Source organism: Burkholderia lata, from assembly GCF_902499025.1.
Lineage (GTDB): Bacteria > Pseudomonadota > Gammaproteobacteria > Burkholderiales > Burkholderiaceae > Burkholderia > Burkholderia lata_C.
On record NZ_CABVPW010000013.1, the window covers coordinates 174,727 to 189,785 of the forward strand.

Annotated in this window: 29 protein-coding genes and 1 pseudogene; all 30 read right to left on the bottom strand. The window is 59.4% G+C overall.

Translation table 11 applies throughout. The features are described from left to right. Positions 1–68: 68 nt before the first annotated feature. Positions 69–464, bottom strand: coding sequence for a 50S ribosomal protein L17 (rplQ, locus tag BDI24065_RS15595; RefSeq protein WP_006477175.1), 396 nt, complete (start codon positions 462–464; stop codon positions 69–71). Positions 465–601: 137 nt separating this feature from the next. Next, the gene (locus BDI24065_RS15600; RefSeq protein WP_175032034.1) at positions 602–1,579 is read right to left on the bottom strand and encodes a DNA-directed RNA polymerase subunit alpha; all 978 of its coding nucleotides are present in this window, start codon (positions 1,577–1,579) and stop codon (positions 602–604) included. A gap of 124 nt (positions 1,580–1,703) precedes the next feature. Continuing rightward, entirely contained in the window at positions 1,704–2,327 is a 624-nt protein-coding gene (gene rpsD / locus BDI24065_RS15605) for a 30S ribosomal protein S4 (RefSeq protein WP_166966043.1), read from the bottom strand. A 154-nt stretch (positions 2,328–2,481) separates the two neighbouring features. Continuing rightward, the gene (gene rpsK, locus BDI24065_RS15610) at positions 2,482–2,883 is read right to left on the bottom strand and encodes a 30S ribosomal protein S11 (RefSeq protein ID WP_004197937.1); all 402 of its coding nucleotides are present in this window, start codon (positions 2,881–2,883) and stop codon (positions 2,482–2,484) included. A gap of 28 nt (positions 2,884–2,911) precedes the next feature. After that, on the bottom strand, positions 2,912–3,277 hold the full coding sequence (rpsM, locus tag BDI24065_RS15615) for a 30S ribosomal protein S13 (RefSeq protein WP_006477178.1): 366 nt from the start codon (positions 3,275–3,277) through the stop codon (positions 2,912–2,914). 38 nt (positions 3,278–3,315) lie between these two features. Then, entirely contained in the window at positions 3,316–3,432 is a 117-nt protein-coding gene (rpmJ, locus tag BDI24065_RS15620) for a 50S ribosomal protein L36 (protein WP_004199844.1), read from the bottom strand. A 20-nt stretch (positions 3,433–3,452) separates the two neighbouring features. After that, positions 3,453–3,671 carry a translation initiation factor IF-1 gene (gene infA / locus BDI24065_RS15625; RefSeq protein ID WP_004521905.1) on the bottom strand — a complete coding sequence of 73 codons (219 nt, stop codon included), beginning with the start codon at positions 3,669–3,671 and terminating at the stop codon, positions 3,453–3,455. A 5-nt stretch (positions 3,672–3,676) separates the two neighbouring features. Beyond that, the gene (secY, locus tag BDI24065_RS15630) at positions 3,677–5,026 is read right to left on the bottom strand and encodes a preprotein translocase subunit SecY (protein ID WP_006482915.1); all 1,350 of its coding nucleotides are present in this window, start codon (positions 5,024–5,026) and stop codon (positions 3,677–3,679) included. Between the two features lie 42 nt (positions 5,027–5,068). Then, on the bottom strand, positions 5,069–5,503 hold the full coding sequence (gene rplO / locus BDI24065_RS15635; RefSeq protein ID WP_006477180.1) for a 50S ribosomal protein L15: 435 nt from the start codon (positions 5,501–5,503) through the stop codon (positions 5,069–5,071). Between the two features lie 26 nt (positions 5,504–5,529). Next, entirely contained in the window at positions 5,530–5,712 is a 183-nt protein-coding gene (gene rpmD / locus BDI24065_RS15640) for a 50S ribosomal protein L30 (RefSeq protein WP_006400644.1), read from the bottom strand. 15 nt (positions 5,713–5,727) lie between these two features. After that, positions 5,728–6,246, bottom strand: a complete 519-nt coding sequence (rpsE, locus tag BDI24065_RS15645; protein ID WP_006482895.1) for a 30S ribosomal protein S5 — start codon at positions 6,244–6,246, stop codon at positions 5,728–5,730. 14 nt (positions 6,247–6,260) lie between these two features. After that, the gene (rplR, locus tag BDI24065_RS15650; protein WP_006477183.1) at positions 6,261–6,626 is read right to left on the bottom strand and encodes a 50S ribosomal protein L18; all 366 of its coding nucleotides are present in this window, start codon (positions 6,624–6,626) and stop codon (positions 6,261–6,263) included. Positions 6,627–6,638: 12 nt separating this feature from the next. Next, the gene (gene rplF, locus BDI24065_RS15655) at positions 6,639–7,169 is read right to left on the bottom strand and encodes a 50S ribosomal protein L6 (protein WP_085042828.1); all 531 of its coding nucleotides are present in this window, start codon (positions 7,167–7,169) and stop codon (positions 6,639–6,641) included. Between the two features lie 18 nt (positions 7,170–7,187). Beyond that, the gene (gene rpsH, locus BDI24065_RS15660; RefSeq protein ID WP_011350677.1) at positions 7,188–7,583 is read right to left on the bottom strand and encodes a 30S ribosomal protein S8; all 396 of its coding nucleotides are present in this window, start codon (positions 7,581–7,583) and stop codon (positions 7,188–7,190) included. A 14-nt stretch (positions 7,584–7,597) separates the two neighbouring features. Next, positions 7,598–7,903, bottom strand: coding sequence for a 30S ribosomal protein S14 (gene rpsN / locus BDI24065_RS15665; RefSeq protein ID WP_011350676.1), 306 nt, complete (start codon positions 7,901–7,903; stop codon positions 7,598–7,600). A gap of 7 nt (positions 7,904–7,910) precedes the next feature. Beyond that, on the bottom strand, positions 7,911–8,450 hold the full coding sequence (gene rplE, locus BDI24065_RS15670) for a 50S ribosomal protein L5 (protein WP_006477186.1): 540 nt from the start codon (positions 8,448–8,450) through the stop codon (positions 7,911–7,913). Between the two features lie 16 nt (positions 8,451–8,466). Further along, the gene (gene rplX, locus BDI24065_RS15675) at positions 8,467–8,775 is read right to left on the bottom strand and encodes a 50S ribosomal protein L24 (RefSeq protein WP_006477187.1); all 309 of its coding nucleotides are present in this window, start codon (positions 8,773–8,775) and stop codon (positions 8,467–8,469) included. Positions 8,776–8,784: 9 nt separating this feature from the next. Beyond that, a complete protein-coding gene (gene rplN / locus BDI24065_RS15680; protein WP_006482918.1) occupies positions 8,785–9,153 on the bottom strand; it encodes a 50S ribosomal protein L14 in 369 nt (122 codons plus the stop codon). 309 nt (positions 9,154–9,462) lie between these two features. Further along, entirely contained in the window at positions 9,463–9,735 is a 273-nt protein-coding gene (gene rpsQ, locus BDI24065_RS15685; protein WP_006477189.1) for a 30S ribosomal protein S17, read from the bottom strand. After that, a complete protein-coding gene (gene rpmC, locus BDI24065_RS15690) occupies positions 9,732–9,926 on the bottom strand; it encodes a 50S ribosomal protein L29 (RefSeq protein ID WP_006400652.1) in 195 nt (64 codons plus the stop codon). Before rpmC ends, rpsQ begins: the two co-directional genes overlap by 4 nt. A gap of 9 nt (positions 9,927–9,935) precedes the next feature. Beyond that, positions 9,936–10,352 (bottom strand): 50S ribosomal protein L16, encoded by a 417-nt coding sequence (gene rplP / locus BDI24065_RS15695; RefSeq protein WP_006482873.1) that lies wholly within the window; start codon positions 10,350–10,352, stop codon positions 9,936–9,938. Positions 10,353–10,354: 2 nt separating this feature from the next. Continuing rightward, complete coding sequence (rpsC, locus tag BDI24065_RS15700; protein ID WP_006482899.1) at positions 10,355–11,155, bottom strand: 30S ribosomal protein S3; 801 nt, start codon at positions 11,153–11,155, stop codon at positions 10,355–10,357. 11 nt (positions 11,156–11,166) lie between these two features. Beyond that, the gene (gene rplV, locus BDI24065_RS15705; RefSeq protein ID WP_004199272.1) at positions 11,167–11,496 is read right to left on the bottom strand and encodes a 50S ribosomal protein L22; all 330 of its coding nucleotides are present in this window, start codon (positions 11,494–11,496) and stop codon (positions 11,167–11,169) included. Positions 11,497–11,508: 12 nt separating this feature from the next. Next, entirely contained in the window at positions 11,509–11,784 is a 276-nt protein-coding gene (rpsS, locus tag BDI24065_RS15710; protein WP_004199273.1) for a 30S ribosomal protein S19, read from the bottom strand. 10 nt (positions 11,785–11,794) lie between these two features. Next, complete coding sequence (rplB, locus tag BDI24065_RS15715) at positions 11,795–12,622, bottom strand: 50S ribosomal protein L2 (protein WP_006482900.1); 828 nt, start codon at positions 12,620–12,622, stop codon at positions 11,795–11,797. 2 nt (positions 12,623–12,624) lie between these two features. Beyond that, positions 12,625–12,939 carry a 50S ribosomal protein L23 gene (gene rplW, locus BDI24065_RS15720; protein WP_004199275.1) on the bottom strand — a complete coding sequence of 105 codons (315 nt, stop codon included), beginning with the start codon at positions 12,937–12,939 and terminating at the stop codon, positions 12,625–12,627. Beyond that, entirely contained in the window at positions 12,936–13,556 is a 621-nt protein-coding gene (rplD, locus tag BDI24065_RS15725) for a 50S ribosomal protein L4 (RefSeq protein WP_011350675.1), read from the bottom strand. The genes rplW and rplD overlap by 4 nt, the downstream gene beginning before the upstream one ends. Further along, positions 13,556–14,206: a 50S ribosomal protein L3 gene (gene rplC / locus BDI24065_RS15730; protein ID WP_006482922.1), complete on the bottom strand. Its 651-nt coding sequence runs from the start codon at positions 14,204–14,206 to the stop codon at positions 13,556–13,558. The genes rplD and rplC overlap by 1 nt, the downstream gene beginning before the upstream one ends. A gap of 177 nt (positions 14,207–14,383) precedes the next feature. Then, on the bottom strand, positions 14,384–14,695 hold the full coding sequence (rpsJ, locus tag BDI24065_RS15735) for a 30S ribosomal protein S10 (RefSeq protein ID WP_004199280.1): 312 nt from the start codon (positions 14,693–14,695) through the stop codon (positions 14,384–14,386). Positions 14,696–14,982: 287 nt separating this feature from the next. Continuing rightward, a pseudogene (locus BDI24065_RS15740) lies at positions 14,983–15,059 on the bottom strand (elongation factor Tu); the annotation flags it as partial.

A 15,059-nucleotide genomic window follows, 5' to 3' on the forward strand; every position in this document is an offset into this window, starting at 1 on the left:
GCGCCGGAAAAACAAAAAGGGCCAAGCAATTGCTCGGCCCCTTTCAGATACTGCTGCGTACCGGAAGCTTACTCAGCTTCTTGCACGTTTTCCGTTTCGTCGACTTCCGGACGATCGAGCAGCTCGACCAGTGCCATCGGTGCGTTGTCGCCCACGCGGAAGCCGAACTTCAGCACGCGCAGGTAGCCGCCCGGACGGTTCGCGAAACGCGGACCGAGCACGTCGAACAGCTTCGCCACCGAGTCACGATCGCGCAGGCGGTTGAACGCCAGGCGACGGTTTGCCAGCGACGGCTTCTTGCCGAGCGTGATCAGCGGCTCGACGACTTTACGGAGTTCCTTCGCCTTCGGCAGCGTCGTCTTGATGACTTCGTGCTCGATCAGCGAGTTGGACATGTTACGGAGCATAGCCAGACGGTGGCTGCTCGTGCGGTTCAGTTTCCGCAGACCATGACGATGGCGCATTTCAGTTTCCTTGATTCAAAGTTTTGATCCAGCTCTTCTATCACACCTCGAAGGGTGCACGGGCCGGTAACGAAAAAAGCAAGATGCGGATTTTAAAGGAAAATCCGCATCTTTGCCAACTACAGCTTCAACCAGGCTTACTTGTCGAGACCAGCCGGCGGCCAGTTTTCGAGCTTCATGCCCAGCGTGAGACCGCGCGAAGCGAGCACTTCCTTGATCTCGTTGAGCGACTTGCGACCGAGGTTCGGCGTCTTCAGCAGCTCGTTTTCCGTGCGCTGGATCAGGTCGCCGATGTAGTAGATGTTCTCGGCCTTCAGGCAGTTCGCCGAACGAACCGTCAGCTCGAGATCGTCCACCGGACGCAGCAGGATCGGATCGATCTGCGGAGCACGCGACGGCGCTTCGGCTGCCGTTTCCGTGCCTTCCAGCGCCGCGAACACGGACAGCTGGTCGACCAGGATGCGGGCCGATTGACGGATCGCTTCTTCCGGCGTGATCACACCGCTCGTCTCGATGTTCATCACGAGCTTGTCGAGGTCGGTACGCTGCTCGACACGTGCGCTTTCGACAGCGTAGCTCACGCGGCGAACCGGCGAGAACGATGCGTCGAGGACGATGCGGCCAATGATCTTGGCCGTGTCTTCGCCGTAGCGACGGACGTTGCCGGGCACATAGCCGCGACCCTTCTCGATCTTGATCTGAACGTCGAGCTTGCCGCCCTTCGACAGGTGCGCGACCACGTGATTCGGGTTGATGACTTCGCAATCGTGCGCCAGCTCGATATCGCCGGCCGTGACGACGCCTTCGCCTTCCTTGCGCAGCGTAACCGTCACTTCGTCACGGTTATGCAGCTTGAACACCACGCCCTTCAGGTTCAGCAGCAGGTTGACGACGTCTTCCTGCACGCCATCCAGCGTCGAGTACTCGTGCACCACGCCTGCGATCGTGACTTCGGTCGGCGCATAGCCGACCATCGACGACAGCAGCACGCGACGCAGCGCATTGCCCAAGGTATGGCCGTAACCGCGTTCGAACGGTTCCATGACCACCCTCGCGTGGTTCTCGCCCAGCGATTCCACGGCGATGATCTTGGGTTTCAGCAAACTGGTTTGCATGGGCTTTCCTTTTCAATACCCTCGGCTCGTTACACCGATAAGGCTGACCGGTAACAACCAGAAAATAAACAGCCGAGGCCCCTCCTTGCGTAACGCAATCGGGGTACCTCGGCCGTCAATCGGATTAACGCGAATACAATTCGACGATCAGGCTTTCGTTGATGTCGCCTGCGATGTCAGCGCGTTCCGGCATTTGCTTGAACGTGCCTTCGAACTTCTTCGCATCGACTGCAACCCAGCTCGGCATGCCGCCTTGCTCGGCCAGCGACAGCGCTTCGACGATACGCGCTTGCTTCTTCGCCTTTTCGCGGATCGCGACGACGTCACCCGACTTCACTTGCTGCGACGGGACGTTCGCGACGACGCCGTTCACCGTGATCGACTTGTGGCTCACCAGCTGACGCGCTTCAGCGCGGGTCGAGCCGAAGCCCATGCGATACACGACGTTGTCGAGGCGCGACTCGAGCAGTTGCAGCAGGTTTTCACCCGTGTTGCCCTTGCGGCGGTCGGCTTCAGCGAAGTAGCGGCGGAACTGACGCTCCAGCACGCCGTAGATACGCTTGACCTTCTGCTTTTCACGCAGCTGCGTACCGTAGTCGGACGTACGTGCGCCCGAGGTACGGCCGTGCTGACCCGGCTTGCTGTCGAGCTTGCACTTGTCGGCGAGCGAGCGGCGTGCGCTCTTCAGGAACAGGTCGGTGCCTTCACGGCGGGACAGCTTGGCCTTCGGGCCGATATAACGTGCCACTTTGCATTCCTCTATCAATCAGTCACGCAGATCTGAATCCGCGCTAGTTCGCGCCCTTTGGGGCGAACGGTGGGCTTAGTCAATCAAAAAAGCAACGCCCGTCGACGCTAGGCGGCGACAGGCAATGTGCCAGCACGAACGTGCCAGCACATCTTTAGATACGACGACGCTTCGGCGGACGGCAGCCGTTGTGCGGAATCGGGGTGACGTCCGAAATCGCGGTGATCTTGATGCCGAGGCCGTGCAGTGCGCGCACTGCCGACTCACGACCCGGGCCCGGGCCCTTGATCCGCACTTCCAGATTCTTCACGCCGTATTCCATCGCGACGCGGCCAGCCGACTCGGCTGCGACCTGAGCAGCGAACGGCGTCGATTTGCGCGAGCCCTTGAAGCCCTGACCGCCCGACGTCGCCCATGCCAGTGCATTGCCTTGGCGATCGGTGATCGTGATGATCGTGTTGTTGAACGACGCGTGAACGTGAACCACGCCTTCAGCGACGTTCTTCTTAACCTTCTTGCGAACGCGTTGCGCCGCGGTGTTCGAAGCCTTAGCCATTACGTTTTCCTGTAACTGTCAGTTCCGCTTACTTCTTCAGCGCTTGCGCTGCACGACGCGGACCCTTGCGGGTACGTGCGTTCGTACGCGTACGCTGACCGCGCATCGGCAGGCCCTTGCGATGACGAACACCACGGTAGCAACCGAGGTCCATCAGGCGCTTGATGTTCATCGTCACTTCACGGCGCAGATCGCCTTCAACGACAAACTTGCCCACTTCTTCACGCAGCTTTTCCAAGTCTGCGTCGGTCAAGTCCTTGACCTTCTTCGAAAAATCGACGCCAGCTGCCACGCAGATGCTGCGCGAACGGGTGCGGCCGACACCAAAGATTGCCGTCAGGCCGATCTCGGTGTGCTGGTGATTCGGGATGTTAACCCCTGCGATACGAGCCATTGTTTTTCCTCAAACAAAAAGCGCAAACAAACGCGCGGTCAGCCTTGGCGCTGCTTGTGGCGCGGATCCGAGCTGCAGATCACGCGAACGACGCCTTTGCGCTTGATGATCTTGCAATTGCGGCAAATGCGCTTAACCGATGCCATCACTTTCATGATAATACCCTTTTTTCAAATCACTTCGCCCGGAACACGATCCGCGCACGAGACAGATCGTAAGGCGTCAACTCAACCGTCACCTTGTCGCCAGGCAGGATGCGGATGTAGTGCATCCGCATCTTCCCGGAAATATGACCCAACACGACATGGCCGTTTTCCAGCTTCACACGGAAGGTCGCATTCGGGAGGTTTTCAATAACCTCACCCTGCATCTGGATTACATCGTCTTTGGCCATAGTCCTTAACGCATCGGGATGTTGCCGCCCTTGAAGTTCGCCTTCTTGAGCAGTGACTCATACTGTTGCGACATAACGTACGACTGCACCTGCGCCATAAAGTCCATCGTGACGACGACAATGATCAGCAGCGACGTTCCACCAAAATAAAACGGCACGTTCCAGCGCAGCACCAGGAACTCCGGCAGCAGACACACGAAGACGATGTAGATCGCACCGGCCAGCGTCAGACGCGTGAGGATGCGGTCGATATATCGTGCGGTCTGATCGCCCGGACGAATGCCCGGAACAAACGCGCCGCTCTTCTTCAGGTTGTCTGCGGTTTCCCTGCTGTTGAACACCAGTGCGGTGTAGAAGAAGCAGAAAAACACGATCGCCAGCGTGTACAGCAGCACATAGACCGGCTGGCCCGGCTTCAGCGCTTCCGCAACGTTATGCAACGTATTGGAAATCCAGCTTCCCGTCGGCTGACCGGTACTGAACCAGCCGAGAATCGTTGCCGGGAACAGAATGATCGACGATGCGAAGATCGGCGGAATCACACCCGACATGTTCAGCTTCAGCGGCAGATGCGACGACTGCCCACCGTAGATCTTGTTGCCGACCTGGCGCTTCGCGTAGTTCACGAGGATCTTTCGCTGACCGCGTTCGATGAACACGACCAGGTAAGTCACCGCGGCGATCAGAACGACGATGATGATCGCCGAAATGATGCTCATCGAACCCGTACGCACCAGCTCGAACAACCCACCGACGGCATTCGGGAACCCTGCTGCGATCCCGCCGAAGATGATGATCGAGATACCGTTGCCCAGACCACGCTCGGTAATCTGCTCGCCGAGCCACATCAGGAACATCGTGCCCGTAACCAGCGTCACGACCGTCGTCAGACGGAACAGCATGCCGGGGTCGGTGACGAGGCCCGGCTGGTTTTCCAGCGCAGCCGCGATACCGAACGCCTGGAAGGTCGCGAGCACCACGGTGAAATACCGCGTGTACTGCGTGATCTTCCGTTGCCCTGCCTGCCCTTCCTTCTTCAGCGCCTCGAGCTGCGGCGATACGATCGCCAGCAACTGCATGATGATCGACGCCGAGATGTACGGCATGATCCCCAGCGCAAAGATCGTGAAGCGGGAAAGCGCGCCACCCGAGAACATGTTGAACATGCCCAGGATGCCGCCCGCCTGGCTCTGGAACAGCTTAGCCAGTTGATCCGGATCGATGCCCGGCACGGGAATGTGCGCGCCGATGCGATAGACGATCAGCGCCAGGAGCAGGAACATCGCTCGCCGACGCAGATCGCCGAATTTCGCCGTGCTTCGACCGGGTTTTGCAAGACTCGGGCTGTTAGCCAAGTACCTTCTCCGATGAATGCAAGTGACGACGCGCTACGCGTGTCACTCGGCGAACGAACCGCCGGCCGCTTCGATCGCAGCGCGCGCACCCTTGGTGGCACCGAGACCCTTCACGACGATCTTGCGCTTCAGCTCGCCCGTCGCGATGATCTTTGCGCTCTTCGTCAGCTCACCGACCAGGCCGGCTTGCTTCAGTGCGAGCAGATCGATCTCGTCGACCGGCAGCTTCTCGAGGTCGCTCAGGCGCACTTCACCGACGAATTCCTTCGTCAGCGACGTAAAGCCGCGCTTCGGCAGACGACGTTGCAGCGGCATCTGACCGCCTTCGAAACCGACTTTGTGGAAGCCGCCCGAACGCGATTTCTGACCCTTGTGACCACGGCCAGCCGTCTTGCCGAGGCCCGAACCGATGCCACGGCCGACGCGACGCTTGGCGTGCTTGGCGCCAGCTGCCGGCTTCAGGTTATTCAATTCCATATCAACTCCTTGATCCGTAGGGCCGCTTACGCGATGACCTTAACGAGGTACGAGACCTTGTTGATCATGCCGCGGACCGCCGGCGTGTCCTGAAGCTCGCTGACCGAGTTGAGTCGGCGCAGGCCCAGGCCACGCACGGTCGCGCGGTGCGATTCGCGGGTCCCGATCAGGCTCTTAACGAGCTGAACCTTGACAGTTTTTTCAGACATGGTGACCACCCGGGCTTAGCCCAAAATTTCTTCGACGGACTTGCCGCGCTTCGCCGCGATGTCTGCCGGGGTGGACTGCTTGCGCAGACCGTCCAGCGTGGCGCGAACGAGGTTGTACGGGTTCGTCGAACCGTGGCTCTTCGCCACGACGTTCTGAACGCCCATCACGTCGAACACTGCGCGCATCGGGCCGCCGGCGATCACGCCCGTACCTGCCTTCGCCGGAGCGAGGAGGACAGCGGATGCGCCATGCTTGCCGTGCACTTCGTGTTGCAGCGTGCCGTTCTTGAGCGGCACCTTGAACATGTTGCGACGAGCTTGTTCCATTGCCTTCTGGACAGCGACCGGCACTTCCTTCGCCTTGCCCTTGCCCATACCGATACGGCCATCACCGTCGCCAACCACGGTCAGTGCGGCGAAGCCGAGAATACGGCCACCCTTCACGACCTTGGTCACGCGATTGACCGAAATCATCTTTTCACGAAGGCCGTCGTCGCGTTCGTCAGCCTGAACTTTCGCTTGCATCTTTGCCATGACGAATTCCTTCCTTAGAACTTGAGCCCAGCTTCGCGAGCTGCCTCAGCCAGCGCCTTGACGCGGCCGTGGTAGCGGAAGCCCGAGCGGTCGAAGGCGACGGATTCGATGCCGGCGGCCTTTGCCTTCTCGGCAATACGCTTGCCGATCAGCGTCGCAGCATTAACGTTGCCGCCCTTGCCCGACTTGTCGGCGAGCTCGGCGCGCACTTCAGCTTCGAGCGTCGACGCGCTTGCGAGCACCTTGGTGCCGCAGGGCGAAAACACTTGAGCGTAGATGTGCGTGTTCGTGCGATGCACGGCGAGACGCGCGACCTGCAGCTCAGCGATCTTGATACGCGTCTGGCGAGCGCGGCGCAGGCGAGATTGAGTCTTATCCATGATTGCGCACCCTTACTTCTTCTTCGTTTCTTTGAGGATCACAACCTCGTCGGAATAGCGCACGCCCTTGCCCTTGTACGGCTCCGGCGGACGGTAACCGCGGACTTCCGCAGCCACTTGACCGACTTGTTGCTTGTTGATCCCCTTGATCACGATTTCGGTTTGCGTCGGGGTTTCTGCCTTGACGCCTTCCGGCATCTGGTGCACCACCGGGTGCGAGAAACCCAGCGACAGGTTCAGCTTGTCGCCTTGCGCTTGTGCACGATAACCGACGCCAACCAGCGTCAGCTTGCGCTCGAAACCCTTGGTCACGCCGTGCACGGCATTCGCGATAATCGCGCGCATCGTGCCCGACAGTGCATTTGCTTCGCGGCTTTCGTTCACCGGCGACAGGTTCAGCGTGCCGTCGTTGTTCGCCACGTTCACGAGCGGATTAATCGCTTGCGTGATGGTGCCCAGCGGGCCCTTGACGGTGATTGCACCGTCGGCCAGCTTGACTTCCGCGCCTTGCAGCGCGATCGGGCTCTTACCTACTCGAGACATGTTTCTCTCTCCTCGGCTTTAAGCGACGTAGCAGATGACTTCGCCGCCGACGCCGGTAGCGCGCGCCTTGCGGTCGGTCATCACGCCCTTCGGCGTCGACACGATTGCCACACCGAGGCCATTCATGACCTGCGGGATGTCGTTACGGCCACGGTACACGCGCAGGCCAGGCTTCGATACGCGTTCGATGCGTTCGATGACCGGACGGCCGGCGTAGTACTTCAGCGCGATATTCAGTTCGGACTTCGCACCTTCCGCCTTCACGGCGAAATCGTCGATATAGCCTTCGTCTTTCAGGACTTGCGCGATTGCAACCTTGACTTTCGACGAGGGCATCGACACCGATACCTTCTCGACCATCTGCCCATTGCGGATGCGAGTCAGCATATCGGCGATAGGATCACTCATGCTCATTTACGTTTCTCCTATTACCAGCTCGCCTTGGTCAGGCCAGGAATCTCGCCACGGAATGCGATTTCACGAATCTTGTTACGCGCGAGGCCGAATTTACGGAACGTGCCACGCGGACGGCCCGTGATCGCGCAGCGGTTACGCTGGCGGGTCGGGTTTGCGTTGCGGGGCAGTTGCTGCAGCTCAAGGCGTGCTTCGTAGCGCTCTTCTTCCGACTTGCTTTGGTCTTCGACGATCGCCTTCAGCGCATCGCGCTTTGCTGCGAACTTCGCGACCAGGCGGGCGCGCTTCTTTTCACGTTCGATCAGTGCCAGTTTAGCCACGGTAACCTCAGTTTCTGAACGGGAACTTGAAGCTGGCGAGCAGAGCCTTTGCTTCGTCGTCGGTCTTCGCAGTCGTCGTGATGCTGATGTTCAGCCCACGCAGTGCGTCGATCTTGTCGTAGTCGATTTCGGGGAAAATGATCTGCTCTTTCACACCGATGTTGTAGTTGCCACGGCCATCGAAAGCACGACCCGACACGCCGCGGAAGTCACGCACGCGGGGCAGGGCAACCGTCACGAAACGGTCGAGGAATTCGTACATTGCTTGGCCACGCAGCGTCACCATCGCGCCGATCGGGTAACCCTGGCGGATCTTGAAGCCTGCGATTGCCTTGCGTGCCTTCGTCACGACCGGCTTCTGACCAGCGATCTTCGTGAGGTCGCCAACGGCGTTCTCGATGATCTTCTTGTCAGCGATCGCTTCGCCAAGACCCATGTTCAGCGTGATCTTGGTGATGCGCGGCACTTCCATGACCGACTTGTAACCGAACTTCTCGATCAGGCCGGGCACAACCTTTTCTTTGTAAAACTCTTGAAAACGAGCCATTTTTTACTCCGCTGCGTCAGGCGCTCAGTACAGCACCGGTCGTCTTCAGGAAGCGAACCTTCTTGCCTTCCTCGACCTTGATGCCAACACGCGACGCCTTGCCATTCGCGTCGACCAGTGCGACGTTCGAAATATGCAGGGGCATCGTCTTCGCTTCCACGCCGCCCGTCGTACCCTTCATCGGGTTCGGCTTCACATGCTTCTTGACGAGGTTGATACCTTCAACCGTCACATGTTCTGCACCGACAGCCAGCACGACGCCGCGCTTGCCCTTGTCCTTGCCAGTGACGACGATGACTTCGTCACCTTTGCGAATCTTGTTCATCGCGACTCCTTACAGCACTTCCGGCGCCAGCGAAACGATCTTCATGAATCGTTCGCTACGCAGCTCACGCGTGACCGGCCCGAAGATACGGGTGCCGATCGGCTCGAGCTTGTTATTCAAAAGCACAGCGGCGTTGCCGTCGAACTTGATCAGCGAGCCGTCTTGACGGCGCACGCCCTTGGCGGTGCGGACCACCACGGCGTTGTAAATTTCGCCTTTCTTCACGCGCCCGCGCGGCGTTGCCTCTTTGACGCTCACCTTGATGATGTCGCCAATGCCGGCATAACGACGCTTCGAGCCGCCGAGCACCTTGATGCACAGGACTTCACGTGCACCCGTGTTGTCGGCTACTTCGAGCCGAGATTCGGTCTGGATCATGGTTTGTCTTTCCCAACTTAATCCGGATGCACCACCATGATGCATTCGGTCAGTCTTGGTCCCGTCAGCCAATCGGCTGCTTGGGTTGGAACAGCAGCGACGGCAAACGAAACCCGCCATCGCAATTCGGTGAATCTTTCGGACAGGCAGGCGCCAGTCCGCTTCCCCCACCAACTTCGCCCGCGACGGGGCTCCCATAAAGAGGGAAGACCAGGATTATAACAAATAATCCTGGTCACGCAAGCAAAAACTTTGCGATTTCAAGCACTTCGCGGGGAAGTGCCTGTTACTGCCTACTGCGCTGCCCGCTTAGATGACGCGAGCTGCTTCGACGAGGCGCGACACCGTCCAGGCCTTCGTCTTCGAAACAGGACGAGTTTCCTGGATTTCGACGAGATCGCCTTCGTTGTAGGTGTTCGCTTCATCGTGCGCGTGGTACTTCTTCGAGCGCACGACATACTTGCCGTAGATCGGGTGCTTGACGCGGTGCTCGATCAGCACGGTGACGGTCTTGTCCATCTTGTTGCTGACGACCCGACCGACCAGCGTCCGCTTCAGCGAGGTTTTCACGCTATCGTTCATTTCTGGTTCGCCTTCTGAGTCATGACGGTCCGCACACGTGCGATGTCGCGACGAACCTTCTTCAGCTGGCTCGTGTTAGTGAGCTGCTGGGTCGCGAGTTGCATGCGCAGGCCGAATTGCGCCTTCAGCAGGTCCGCCAGCTCCTTGTTGAGCGCGGCCTGGTCTTTCTGGAGAAGTTCGGAAGCCTTCATATTTTCTCCTTAGGCGCCGAGCTGGCGCACGATGAACGCCGTCTTCAGCGGCAGCTTGGCTGCAGCCAGACGGAACGCTTCGCGTGCCAGTTCTTCGGTTACGCCGTCCATTTCATAGAGCATCTTGCCCGGCTGAATCTCGGCGACGTAGTACTCCGGGTTACCCTTACCGTTACCCATACGCACTTCCGCCGGCTTCTGCGAAATCGGCTTGTCCGGGAAGATCCGGATCCAGATGCGGCCGCCACGCTTGATGTGACGCGTCATTGCACGACGCGCCGCTTCAATCTGGCGTGCGGTCAAACGACCGCGACCGATAGCCTTCAGGCCGAATTCACCGAACGACACTGCGTTGCCGCGCGTCGCCTTGCCGGTGTTACGACCCTTCTGCTCTTTACGATACTTCCTGCGTTTCGGTTGCAGCATCGTTATTCTCCAGTCTTGCCGTCTTCGGGCTTGCCGGCGCCGCGGCGCGGTGCGCCACGACGAGCACCCGGAGCGCCGCCTTCGCCGTCACGGCGCGGACGACGGTCGCCCGGACGCGCATTGCGACGCGGACGCTTGTCTTCGGCTACTTCTTCCACCACCGGTGCGTCGTTGCGGCCGAGCGTGTCGCCCTTGTAAACCCACACCTTGACGCCGATGATCCCGTAGGTCGTCTTCGCTTCCGAGGTCGCGTAGTCGATATCGGCACGCAGCGTGTGAAGGGGCACGCGACCTTCGCGATACCACTCCGTACGAGCGATTTCGATACCGTTCAGACGGCCCGCGCTCATGATCTTGATGCCTTGAGCACCCAGACGCATCGCGTTCTGCATCGCACGCTTCATCGCGCGACGGAACATGATCCGGCGCTCGAGCTGTTGCGTGATCGAGTCAGCGATCAGCTGAGCATCGGTTTCCGGCTTGCGGATTTCTTCGATGTTGACGTGAACCGGAACGCCCATGCGGCGTTGCAGTTCCGTCTTCAGCTGCTCGATATCCTCGCCCTTCTTGCCGATGACCACACCCGGACGCGAGCTGTAAATCGTGATGCGCGCGTTCTTCGCCGGACGCTCGATGACGACCCGACCGACCGAAGCGTTCTTCAGCTTCTTCTTCAGGTATTCACGAACACCGATGTCTTCCTGCAGCATCGCCGCGAAATTGTTGTTGTTCGCGTACCAACGCGAAGCCCAATTGCGGCTGACAGCCAGGCGGAAGCCAGTCGGATGAATTTTCTGTCCCATCGTATGGCTCCTTAATTCCCGACCGTCACAGTGATGTGACAGGATTGCTTCTCGATGCGGTTACCGCGGCCCTTGGCGCGCGCGGTGAAACGCTTGAGCGATGCAGCCTTGTCGACGTAGATGCTCTTGATCTTGAGCTCGTCGATATCGGCGCCTTCGTTGTGCTCCGCATTCGCGATTGCCGACAGCACAACCTTCTTCACGATGCCAGCCGCTTTCTTCGGCGAGAACGTCAAAACGTTCAGCGCCTTGTCGACCGGCAAACCGCGGATCTGGTCAGCCACAAGGCGCGTTTTCTGCGCCGAGATGCGGGCACCGCGATGAATTGCTTTCACTTCCATCTTGATTGCCCCTTATTTCTTGGCCTTCTTGTCGGCTGCGTGACCCTTGAACGTACGGGTCAGTGCGAACTCGCCAAGCTTGTGGCCGACCATGTTTTCCGAGATGTACACCGGAACGTGTTGACGGCCGTTGTGAACAGCGATCGTCAGGCCGATGAAATCCGGCAGAATCGTCGAGCGACGCGACCAGGTCTTGATCGGCTTTTTGTCGCGCGAAGCTGCAGCCGCCTCAACTTTCTTCAGCAAATGGGCGTCGCAGAACGGACCTTTTTTAACAGAACGTGCCATTGCCTACTCCTTAACGCTTGTGACGGCGCTGGACGATCATCGTCGTCGTGCGCTTGTTGCTACGGGTGCGATAACCCTTAGCCGGCGTACCCCACGGGCTAACCGGATCGCGACCTGCAGCCGTCTTGCCCTCACCACCACCGTGCGGGTGATCAACCGGGTTCATCGCAACGCCACGCACCGTCGGGCGGATACCGCGCCAGCGGTTCGCGCCAGCCTTGCCGATCTGGCGCAGGCTATGCTCTTCGTTGCCGACTTCACCGATCGTTGCACGGCACTCGATGTGCACGCGGCGGATTTCGCCCGAACGCAGACGAACCTGCGCGTAGACGCCTTCACGTGCGAGCAGCATGGCCGACGTACCAGCCGAACGCGCCATTTGCGCGCCCTTGCCCGGCAGCATCTCGATGCAGTGGATCGTCGTACCGACCGGAATGTTGCGGATCGGCAGCGTGTTGCCTGCACGGATCGGCGCTTCCGAACCCGACATCAGCTGTTGGCCGACCGTCAGGCCCTTCGGGGCGATGATGTAGCGACGTTCGCCGTCTGCGTAGAGCACCAGCGCGATGTTCGCGCTACGGTTCGGGTCGTACTCGAGACGCTCGACCTTTGCCGGGATGCCATCCTTCGTGCGACGGAAATCGACGATACGATAGTGTTGCTTGTGACCACCACCCTTGTGACGCGTGGTGATACGACCGTTGTTGTTACGGCCGGCGGTCGAGCTCTGCGAGTCGAGCAGTGCCGCGAACGGCTTGCCCTGGTGCAGGTTCTTGTTGACCACCTTGACCATCGCGCGGCGACCCGGCGATGTCGGCTTAACTTTAACGATTGCCATGATTACTTGGCCTCCGCTTCAAAGTTGATTTCCTGGCCGGGCTTCAGGCAAACGTACGCCTTCTTCACGTCCTTGCGGCGGCCCATCGAACGGCCAAAGCGCTTTTGCTTGCCCTTCTGAACCAGCACGTTGACGGAATCAACTTCAACCTTGAACAGCAGCTCGACAGCTGCCTTCACTTCCTGCTTCGTGGCATCCGGTGCGACTTCGAACACGACTTGCTCGTTCTTGTCGGCAACCAGCGTCGCCTTTTCCGAGATCACCGGCGCGAGCAGGACCTGCATCAAACGATGATCGTTCTTGCGAATCTCGCTCATGACAGCAACTCCTCGATCTGGGCGACCGCAGCCTTCGTGACCAGCACTTTCTTGAAGTAGATCAGCGACAGCGGGTCAGCGTAGCGCGGCTCGACAATCGCCACGTGCGGCAGGTTGCGCGAAGCCAGGTACAGGTTCTCGTCGACCGTGTCCGTAATGATCAGCACGGAGTCGAGACCCATGGTCTTGAATTTTTCGGCCAGCAGCTTGGTCTTCGGCGCTTCGAGGATGATGTCCTCGACGACCGACAGACGGCCTTCACGGGCCAGCTGCGAGAAGATCGAGCAGAGACCTGCGCGATGCATCTTCTTGTTGACCTTGTGCGAGAAGTTTTCTTCCGGCGAATTCGGGAAGATACGACCACCGCCACGCCACAACGGGCTCGACGACATACCGGCACGAGCGCGGCCCGTACCCTTCTGGCGCCACGGCTTCTTCGTCGTGTGCTTGACTTGCTCACGGTCCTTCTGTGCGCGGTTACCCTGGCGAGCATTCGCCTGGTAAGCGACGACGACCTGGTGGATCAGCGCTTCGTTGTAGTCACGACCGAACACGACGTCCGATGCGTTGACCACTGCACCTTCCTGACCATTTTCGTTCAGGAGCTTGAGTTCCATTATTTCGCCCCCTTGGTCTTGACGGCCGGCGTCACGAAGACTTTGCCGCCCTTCGCGCCCGGAATCGCACCCTTCACGAGCAGCAGCTTGCGCTCTGCGTCGATACGAGCGATTTCGAGGTTCTGCACCGTCACCGTCACGTCACCCATGTGACCCGTCATGCGTTTACCCGGGAAAACACGACCCGGATCCTGCGCCATACCGATCGAGCCCGGCACGTTGTGCGAGCGCGAGTTACCGTGCGTAGCACGGCCGGAGGAGAAGTTGTAACGCTTGATCGTACCGGCGTAGCCCTTACCGATCGACACGCCTTGCACGTCGACCTTCTGGCCCACTTCGAAAAGATCAGCACCGACCACGGCGCCATTCGACAGCTCAGCTGCCTTGGCCGCGTCAATGCGGAATTCCTTGAGGATTTCACCGGCTTCGACACCGGCTTTGGCGAGATGACCTGCCAGCGGCTTCGTCACGCGCGATGCACGACGGGAGCCGAATGCAACCTGCACGGCCGTGTAGCCGTCGGTTTCAACAGTCTTGATCTGCGTCACGCGGTTGTCCGACACGTCCAGCACGGTGACGGGAATCGAATCCCCTTCCGCCGTGAAGATACGGGTCATGCCAACCTTGCGACCTACGAGTCCAAGGCTCATCATTTTCTCCATTCCCGACTGCGATTGGTCGGGGCTGATTTACAAAATGCCGGGCACGCAAGGCCCAACTTTTCTTCGCGAATACGCGAAAAGCCAAGCATTATAGCCCGACCTCGCGTTTTCCGCAAGCAATCAAAGACTTAGCGCCGCTCGGCAAGCCGATCGGCGCCGGAAGCCTTACTGCAGCTTGATTTCCACGTCGACGCCAGCCGGCAGATCGAGCTTCATCAGCGCGTCAACCGTCTTGTCGGTCGGATCGACGATGTCCATCAGGCGCTGGTGGGTACGGATTTCGAGCTGATCGCGCGACGTCTTGTTGACGTGCGGCGAACGCAGAATGTCAAAACGCTGAATGCGCGTCGGCAGCGGCACCGGGCCACGGACGATTGCGCCAGTCCGCTTCGCGGTATCGACGATTTCGGCAGCCGATTGATCGATCAGACGATAGTCGAAAGCCTTCAGGCGAATGCGGATTTTCTGTTGCTGCATGACAATTCCTTGGAAAGAGCGAGGCGATGTTGCATCGCCGAACACTAAAAGAACGTGAAACATGACGCCTGCGGGGAGCGAGGCATCAGGTTCCGGACGGTACTTCCACTGCTAAGTCCGCGATTCTACACGAAATTCTTGAGCGATGGTGCGAGTTTCTCGCCCCACGCTTTCGCGTGGCGGAAAAACAAAACCGGGTGCCAGCGCAAGCTGGACACCCGGTTTCGACGGTACGGACTGCATACCGCGGAATCGCGGACCCCGTCGGGATCCGCGGATCGTCGATATTACTCGATGATCTTGGCGACGACGCCGGCGCCGACCGTACGGCCGCCTTCGCGGATTGCGAAGCGCAGACCTTCTT